The organism is Agrilactobacillus composti DSM 18527 = JCM 14202, from assembly GCF_001436375.1.
GTDB lineage: Bacteria > Bacillota > Bacilli > Lactobacillales > Lactobacillaceae > Agrilactobacillus > Agrilactobacillus composti.
Genome location: NZ_AZGA01000011.1, coordinates 106,260 through 113,709, shown reverse-complemented (window position 1 = coordinate 113,709; position 7,450 = coordinate 106,260). Strand labels below are relative to the sequence as shown.

General features: G+C 42.1%; 7 protein-coding genes. All 7 read right to left on the bottom strand.

Annotated features, from left to right (window positions below; genetic code table 11):
* Window positions 1–99: 99 nt before the first annotated feature.
* Window positions 100–753 (bottom strand): thiamine diphosphokinase, encoded by a 654-nt coding sequence (locus FC83_RS03610; RefSeq protein WP_035452458.1) that lies wholly within the window; start codon window positions 751–753, stop codon window positions 100–102.
* Entirely contained in the window at window positions 750–1,403 is a 654-nt protein-coding gene (gene rpe, locus FC83_RS03605; RefSeq protein ID WP_057002404.1) for a ribulose-phosphate 3-epimerase, read from the bottom strand. The genes FC83_RS03610 and rpe overlap by 4 nt, the downstream gene beginning before the upstream one ends.
* Before the next feature lie 13 nt (window positions 1,404–1,416).
* Entirely contained in the window at window positions 1,417–2,316 is a 900-nt protein-coding gene (rsgA, locus tag FC83_RS03600; protein ID WP_035452456.1) for a ribosome small subunit-dependent GTPase A, read from the bottom strand.
* Between the two features lie 70 nt (window positions 2,317–2,386).
* Window positions 2,387–4,387, bottom strand: a complete 2,001-nt coding sequence (gene pknB / locus FC83_RS03595; RefSeq protein WP_035452454.1) for a Stk1 family PASTA domain-containing Ser/Thr kinase — start codon at window positions 4,385–4,387, stop codon at window positions 2,387–2,389.
* Entirely contained in the window at window positions 4,387–5,130 is a 744-nt protein-coding gene (locus FC83_RS03590; RefSeq protein ID WP_035452453.1) for a Stp1/IreP family PP2C-type Ser/Thr phosphatase, read from the bottom strand. The genes pknB and FC83_RS03590 overlap by 1 nt, the downstream gene beginning before the upstream one ends.
* A 13-nt stretch (window positions 5,131–5,143) precedes the next feature.
* Entirely contained in the window at window positions 5,144–6,502 is a 1,359-nt protein-coding gene (gene rsmB, locus FC83_RS03585; protein ID WP_235184262.1) for a 16S rRNA (cytosine(967)-C(5))-methyltransferase RsmB, read from the bottom strand.
* Entirely contained in the window at window positions 6,468–7,445 is a 978-nt protein-coding gene (gene fmt, locus FC83_RS03580; protein ID WP_035452451.1) for a methionyl-tRNA formyltransferase, read from the bottom strand. Before fmt ends, rsmB begins: the two co-directional genes overlap by 35 nt.
* Window positions 7,446–7,450: the final 5 nt, after the last annotated feature.

Genomic DNA, 7,450 nt, shown 5'->3' with positions numbered 1-7,450 from the left:
ATAAAAAGACAAACTACAACTTTAACGAAAAAGTATAGTTTGTCTTCAATCTGAGATCGACGATATCGTCGATCTTTTTTTGTACCCTTTTTTCATTAATTAGTCTCGACTTTGTACGGTACAGATAACGCCACTATCGAATTCAAAGTGTACCGTGGAATTGATGAATTCGTTGCTGGCAAAGGCCTGACTATAACTTAAATCTACATGACTCAAACGATATTTAGCATCAATAATTGAGAAATTAGTTACTGGTGTTAAATTGGTAAACGCCAAATAATGCTTGTCTACCTCCTGACTTAATTCATGGTGCCCAGGCCGAAAGAACTGAATAGTATTGCGCCGATCCACGATAAATATCTGCTCAGCATGGCTAATGAATCGGGGTTCTAAGATCATGAATAAATTAACGAGGAAGTGATCAATTCTAGCACCGGTGGCTCCGTAAAGCACAATTTCATCTGCCTGCAAATCCTTAATCGCTAGACTTAAGCCCAGCTCACTATCAGTATCATCTTTTTCTGGTTTGGCATAATGAATATTAGCAACTTGCTGTTGGATGGTCTTTAATTCAGCATCATCTAATGAATCAAAATCACCTACAGCAAGGATTGGGGTCAATCCCAGCTTCAATAGCCTTAAAGTGCCCCGATCCACACCCAACCAGTCACCGGGGATGCTTTGCGGTGCTGTTTGTAAAACTTGCGGCCAATTGGCTTCTGGGCCCCCCACTAAAATATTTATCCGCTTCATTCAATCAGATTCCTTAGTGTTTGAATTTGTTGCCCAGGTGTATTGGCGCTGAATACATAAGAGCCAGCAACGAATATATCTGCACCAGCATCTGCTGTGGATTTAATGGTTTGATCATTAATACCCCCATCAACTTCAATTTCAAAATCATAATCGGCTTCAACTTGCCGCAATTGGTCCAAATGCGTAATTTTTGAAAGTGTTGTTTCCAAAAATTCTTGCCCACCAAAACCAGGATTAACCGTCATCACTAAAACTTGTTGTACAATCGGCAACACAGCCTTTAAAGCGTCCACTGGGGTACCAGGATTAATGACGATACCGGCTTTAACATTGTATTTTTGAATCAACTGTAATACGTGATAAATATGAGGTGTACTTTCTAAGTGCACCAAAATTGTATCAGCCCCGGCCTTAGCAAAGGTCTCAATAAACTGCTCTGGTCCATCGACCATCAAATGGACATCTAACGGTAACTTAGTTAGCGGTCTTAATGCTGCCACCGTCTGCGGGCCAAAGGATAAATTAGGGACAAAATGGCCGTCCATAATATCCACATGCAGCAAATCAGCCCCATTGGCCTCCAAATTTTCAACATCTCTTTGTAAATTTAAAAAATCAGCACTTAAAATAGATGGCGCTATCTTCATAGCCATCAACTCCTTACTTACGTTTATATTGAAATCTTGTTTTTGATTCAATTTCAGTTCTGAACTGTAAATAATTATCATAACGCCAAGAGGCAATCTCATTATCGGCCACTGCGTTTTTAACTGCGCAACCTGGTTCATTCACGTGTTGACAACCCCTAAACCGACACTGGGCACTAAAAGGCACAAAATCCACGAATTGATCCTTTAATTCATCCAAAGGAATTTGATCAATCTCTAAAGAAGAAAAACCTGGGGTATCGGCAATCCAGCCCGATCCAAACTTTAATAATTCTACTTGTCGAGTCGTATGTTTCCCACGATTTAAGCTCTGTGAGATCACCCCAGTGGCTAAAGCTAAATCCGGATTTAAATGGTTCAATAACGTGGATTTTCCTGCCCCGGACTGCCCGGTGACCACTGCCGTTTGCGTTTGCAAATGATCGGTTAATGCCTGTAAGTTCTCAGCAAGGAAAGGGTTTTGCGTCATCAATACCGGGTAGCCAATCCTTTGATAGTAAGCAAAGATTGGTTCAAACACGCCATAAGCAGCTGGCGTTAATAAATCGCCCTTGGTGACGTATAACAAAGTGTTAATCGCCGCAAAGTGTTGCATGACCAAAAAACGATCCAATAAATTAGCTTGAAAGTCCGGTTCTTTAAGCGATGTGACGGTAATTACCAAATCAATATTGGCCACTGGCGGCCGTACCAATGTATTTTTTCGCGCTAGTAATTCCAAAATGTAGCCATCGGTGGGATTGGAAGACTCAAAAATAACTTCATCCCCCACTAACGGTTTGATCCCTTTTTTACGAAAATTTCCCCGGGCCCGTGTTTGATAAACAGCTTGGCCATCATCCACGTAGTAAAAACCACCGATTAATTTTACAATTCTGCCTTGGCCTTTCATGGTTCACTCCATTTCTACGTTAAAGGTGTGTGCCCTATTATTTTTACGAGTTATTTATTTTTTGTCAACGCTATTGTGGTGCTTGAACTTCATCACTCATGATCAATTCACCATCCCGGACAATCCGATAATAAGCTGACTCGTTTTGTTTCACTGTAAAACTCAAATTAACTTGCGTATCTTGGGTAATGGGAAACTGTTTGTAAACCGTATTAATATTGTGGGTGCTGTCTTGAATAAAAATCGTTACATGGTTTTCTTGGACACCGCCACTGGATTGGGCACTTGAACTGAGACTTGAACTTGATGTACTGCTGCTCTGCGTACTGCTACTGGTACTGGCGCTCGTACTACTTGTGGTCACAGGATTGTAAGGAATAGTTAAGGTTTTAGAAAACGTTGTGGTAGCAGGTTTAACCGGTCTTTTACCTAAGGATAAGGATACCTTTATATTGGCTTCTCGGCTGATTGGTGTACCAGCACTTGGGCTTTGAGAAATAACCAGCCCTTTTTCAACCGTATCGGAGTATGCACTACTAAAGCTGACGTTTAACCCATTTTCGTTGGCATAATCTTGAACACTCTTTTGGGTATAATTGGTCAAATCCCGCATATTGATGACGGCTTCGCCTGTGCTTACCGTAAAGGTGATGATGGTATCTCTAGGAATCACTTTCTTGCCATCTGGCACATCTTGTTTGGTGATTTGACCGGCGGCATAGTCATTGGAAGTGACCGTTGTCTTACGTACAGTGAATCCAAGTTTTTTCAACGTCTTGGCGACGTCAGTATAATTTTTACCGACATAATTGGCGACTTCGATTTTTTTCGGGCCTAAACTAATTAAAAGTCCCACCCGGCTATTTTCTTTGACCACCATGCCCTTATTGGGGATGGTTTTGATGACGCGGTTCTTTTGGACATTGTCGTCATGTTGCTGGGCCACATCACCAACTTGTAAGTGATTATCGCCTAAGGTGGATTCAGCTTGGGTCTGACTCATCCCGGAAAGATCGGGGATCGTCACATCTTTTTTAGCACTGCCAATCACAATACCCGTGATTAATATCACCAATAAACCCAAAATACCTGCCCAAAGCCAAAATCGTTTGCGTTTAAGAAATGCTAATTTCCGAGATTGCTTTTTATCCGGCGTTGTTAAATCGCTTTTAGCAGGTACATCAATAATTTTTGTCTCATCCAGATCATCGCGCAGCGCCGGCAGGTATTTGGCTTCATTAGCGCGGCTCTTTTGCAAAGAAGTCTGGATGTCGGCCTTCATTTCTTTGGCAGACAAATAACGATCCTTTGGATTTTTAGCTGTGGCATGTAAGACCACATTTTCTAAGGCTTGCGGAATTCTGGGATCAAATTTCTGTACTGAAGGAATCTCACTTTGAAAATGTTTGATGGCAATCGACACGGCAGATTCGCCTTCAAAGGGGACTTTCCCCGTTAACAGTTCATACAAAATAATCCCTAAGGCGTAAATATCCGACTGTTTAGTAGCCATCCCGCCTTTAGCTTGTTCCGGCGATAAATAGTGCACTGACCCTAACAAGGTATTGGTCTGTGTTAAAGAATTGTCGTGTAAGGCCACTGCAATGCCAAAATCCATTATTTTAATGTGATCGTGGTTATCGATCATGATGTTTTGAGGTTTTAAATCCCGGTGGATAATATCATGGTCATGGGCAACTTGCACGGCATCGAGAATTTCTGACATGATATCAATAACTTTTTGATAAGGAATGGGAAAATATTTTTGAATATAATGTTTTAAATCCATACCAACCACATATTCCATAACAATGTAGCTCATGCCATTTTCTTCACCAATATCAAACACTTTGACAATGTTGGGATGATTTAGCTTACGTGAAGCCCGCGCCTCACGCTGAAAGCGCCGTTTTGTATCATCGTTAGACTGTAAATCCATCCTTAAGACCTTGATAGCCACTTGCTTTTTGGTTTGTAGGTCATCAGCTAAATAGACGTTAGCCATACCACCTTCACCAATGGGCTTAATGATTTTATAACGACCGCTTAAAATATGATTGGTTTCCATCATCAGCTGCTCACCTCGGAATCCTCATAAAGTAAGAGCGCGGTGATGTTATCTGAACCACCGTTGTCATTGGCCAGGGTCACCAAAGTATCGCATTTATCTTGTAGAGAACCCGAGGTGGTGAGAATTTTTTGAATTTGCGCATCAGAAACCATATTGGTCAAACCATCAGAGCAAAGTAACAAATAATCTTCAGGAAAACTGTGATAAATCGTGACATCAGCATCTACATCTTTAGAGATACCTAAAGAACGGGTAATTAAGTTTTTCTGAGGATGATGTTTGGCATCTTCAGGGGAGATATCGCCATGCTTGACCAGCTCGTTAACGAAGGAATGATCTTCTGTTAACTGCGTTAATTCACCAGCTCGCAACCGATAACATCTGGAATCGCCAATATTGGCCACGATATATGTATCGGCAATCATTAACACAGCTACAAAAGTCGTTCCCATCCCTGAAAGATTGGTATGATGTAAGGCCGTTTCTAAAATACGCTGATTTTCGGAATCTAATTCAAAAACCAACCAACGAATCAAATCATCAATGGTTTGTGATTGATTAGCTTCAAAAGCATTACCCAAGTGGGTCACGACCATTTCTGACGCGACATCCCCGCCTAAGTGGCCGCCCATCCCATCAGCCACAATCGCGATTTGGGCGCCGACGGCATTGTTAAAGACCCCAACAGAATCTTGATTGTTTTCTCTTCTTTTTCCAACATCCGTACGATATGCAAATTTCACGGTTTCACCTCAATTAATTTCGTTTTAAACTGGCAATAAAGAAGCCATCAGAATTGTAATCATCTGGATAGATTGTCAGGGTTTTATTTGTGGTTGTTAAGTTTGCTTTAGTGTAAGTTTGTTCTAGAGAAAAATTGGGATGCTTTTTCAAGAAAGCCGCTACAACAGCGTCATTTTCTTCTTGAACAATGGTACAAGTGCTATAGACCAAGCGGCCATGTTGCTTTAATACCCAGGCCGCACTTTCTAAAATCTGTAATTGCAACTTTTGCAGATTTTTAAAATCTTCTATCTCTTTGCGGTAACGAATCTCGGGTTTACGTCGGATAAGCCCAATTCCTGAACACGGTGCATCCACCAATACTTTGTCAAAACTCTCAGCTGGATAATGATCACTCACTTGGCGGGCATCCATCTGCTGAGTAGTCACCAATTCGGCCACATGCTGTCTTTCGGCATTTTGATTGATCAATTTAATTTTTTGGTCATATAAATCAAGAGCTAAAACCTTCCCCCCTTGATTTGGATCAAGGTAAGTCGCAATTTGTGTCGTTTTCCCCCCAGGGGCAGCACAAGCATCCAGGACATAATCACCTGGCTGAACTTGCAGGGCTGGTGCCACCAATTGAGCACTTTCATCTTGCATCACGATTGCACCCGCTTGAAATAGTGCTGTTGCGGCTAAATGTCCACTAGGTGCTACCAGACCCACATCAGAAATTCGACTGGCTTTCATATCAAAATCAGCTGCTCTTAACTCAGCCTGGGCTTTGGCAACAGTCGTGACGGTCGTATTGACCCGCACACTATTTTGTGGCGGTTGGTTAACAGCCGTCAAAATAGCTTCAGTTTTTGCTAGCCCTAACTGCATTGTCAACATAGCGACGATTTTGGCCGGCACGCTGTACTGAATACTCAAACGTTCGTTAGTATCTGCAATCAACTTGGGATCTCGGAAACCTTGGCGTTGCACATTTCTCAAAACAGCATTGATCAAATTACCGATGCCACCATTGCCTCGGGCCTTGCCAATCTTGACGGCTTCAAAAATAGCCGCCCGCGTGGGCACACGGTCCAAATAAAACATTTGATAAACCGCTATATTTAATACAATCAAAATCCAAGGCTGTGTTTTCTTGGCTGTTTTTAAAAAGGGCTGCACTTGATAATCTAAAGTTAATTTATGTTGCAATACGCCATATACCAAATTGGTAACAAAATTCGTATCTTGGCTCGATAAATCATGTTGGCGTAGCGTTTGGTCTAGTTTCAAATTTGAATAGGCACCTTCATCAAGGACTGCCAGCAATACACTTAGCGCTAATTCTCTTGGTGATTTAGTGATGAGTTCCGCCTCCTGGTATCTTTTCAATAAATGGTGTCCCTACTTCGAGCTGTTGACCCAGGCCATTTAAAAAGGCTGCAACTGGCATCTTTGCCTTACCCGCAGGTTGAAGTTCTAGTAAAGCTAAGCTTTCAAGTTCACTACCAGTGGAAATGATAAGCTCTTTCTTATTCTTAATCAACACGGTTCCTGGTAATGCACCATCGTTAGGGACATCCACCACTTTTGCCAACCACACTTTAAGGCGCTGGCCTTCAAAATAAGTGTACGCCCCAGGATCAGGATTCAACGCTCTGATTTGTCGATCCAATTGCGACGCTGTATGCGTAAAATCTAGCACCTCTTGTTCAGGTGTCAAATTATAAGCAATCGTTACTTTGTCTGGATCCTGCGCCTTGGGTACAATCGTACCCGCCGCAATTTTAGGCAGTGTTTCAAGCAATAGTTTCGAACCTACTTGACTTAATTTCTCAAATATAGAACCTGACGTATCTGTGGTTTCAATTGGGATAGCCGCTTGAGCCAGCATGTCTCCAGCGTCCATCTTTTTAGCCATATACATAATAGTAATGCCCGTTTTTCTTTCACCATTCATAATGGCCATTTGGATCGGTGCCCCACCTCGGTACTTAGGCAGCAAGGAACCATGAACGTTCACTGCGGCAATTTTAGCTGCGTTTAAAACTGACATGGGTAAAAATTGGCCAAAGGCAGCCGTGATAATAAAATCTGGCTGTAGTGCTTGAATACGGGCAGCTTCAGGACTGCCACTGATTTTAACTGGCTGTAAAACTTCCAGTCCAGCTTCACTCGCAAAAGCTTTCACTGGTGAAGGCGTCAGTTTGTGTTTGCGCCCCACTGGTTTATCTGGTTGGGTCACCACTGCTTTAATATCATAGCCAGCCGCTAATAAGCCCTTCAAAACGACCACTGAAAAATCGGGCGTTCCCATAAAAATAATTGATGACATTGTAC

Bases quoted from the DNA above. Each gene is read 5' to 3' on its own strand.
- FC83_RS03610 (WP_035452458.1), bottom strand. From the start codon at position 753: ATGAAGCGGATAAATATTTTAGTGGGGGGCCCAGAAGCCAATTGGCCG.
- rpe (WP_057002404.1), bottom strand. From the start codon at position 1,403: ATGAAGATAGCGCCATCTATTTTAAGTGCTGATTTTTTAAATTTACAA.
- rsgA (WP_035452456.1), bottom strand. From the start codon at position 2,316: ATGAAAGGCCAAGGCAGAATTGTAAAATTAATCGGTGGTTTTTACTAC.
- pknB (WP_035452454.1), bottom strand. From the start codon at position 4,387: ATGATGGAAACCAATCATATTTTAAGCGGTCGTTATAAAATCATTAAG.
- fmt (WP_035452451.1), bottom strand. From the start codon at position 7,445: ATGTCATCAATTATTTTTATGGGAACGCCCGATTTTTCAGTGGTCGTT.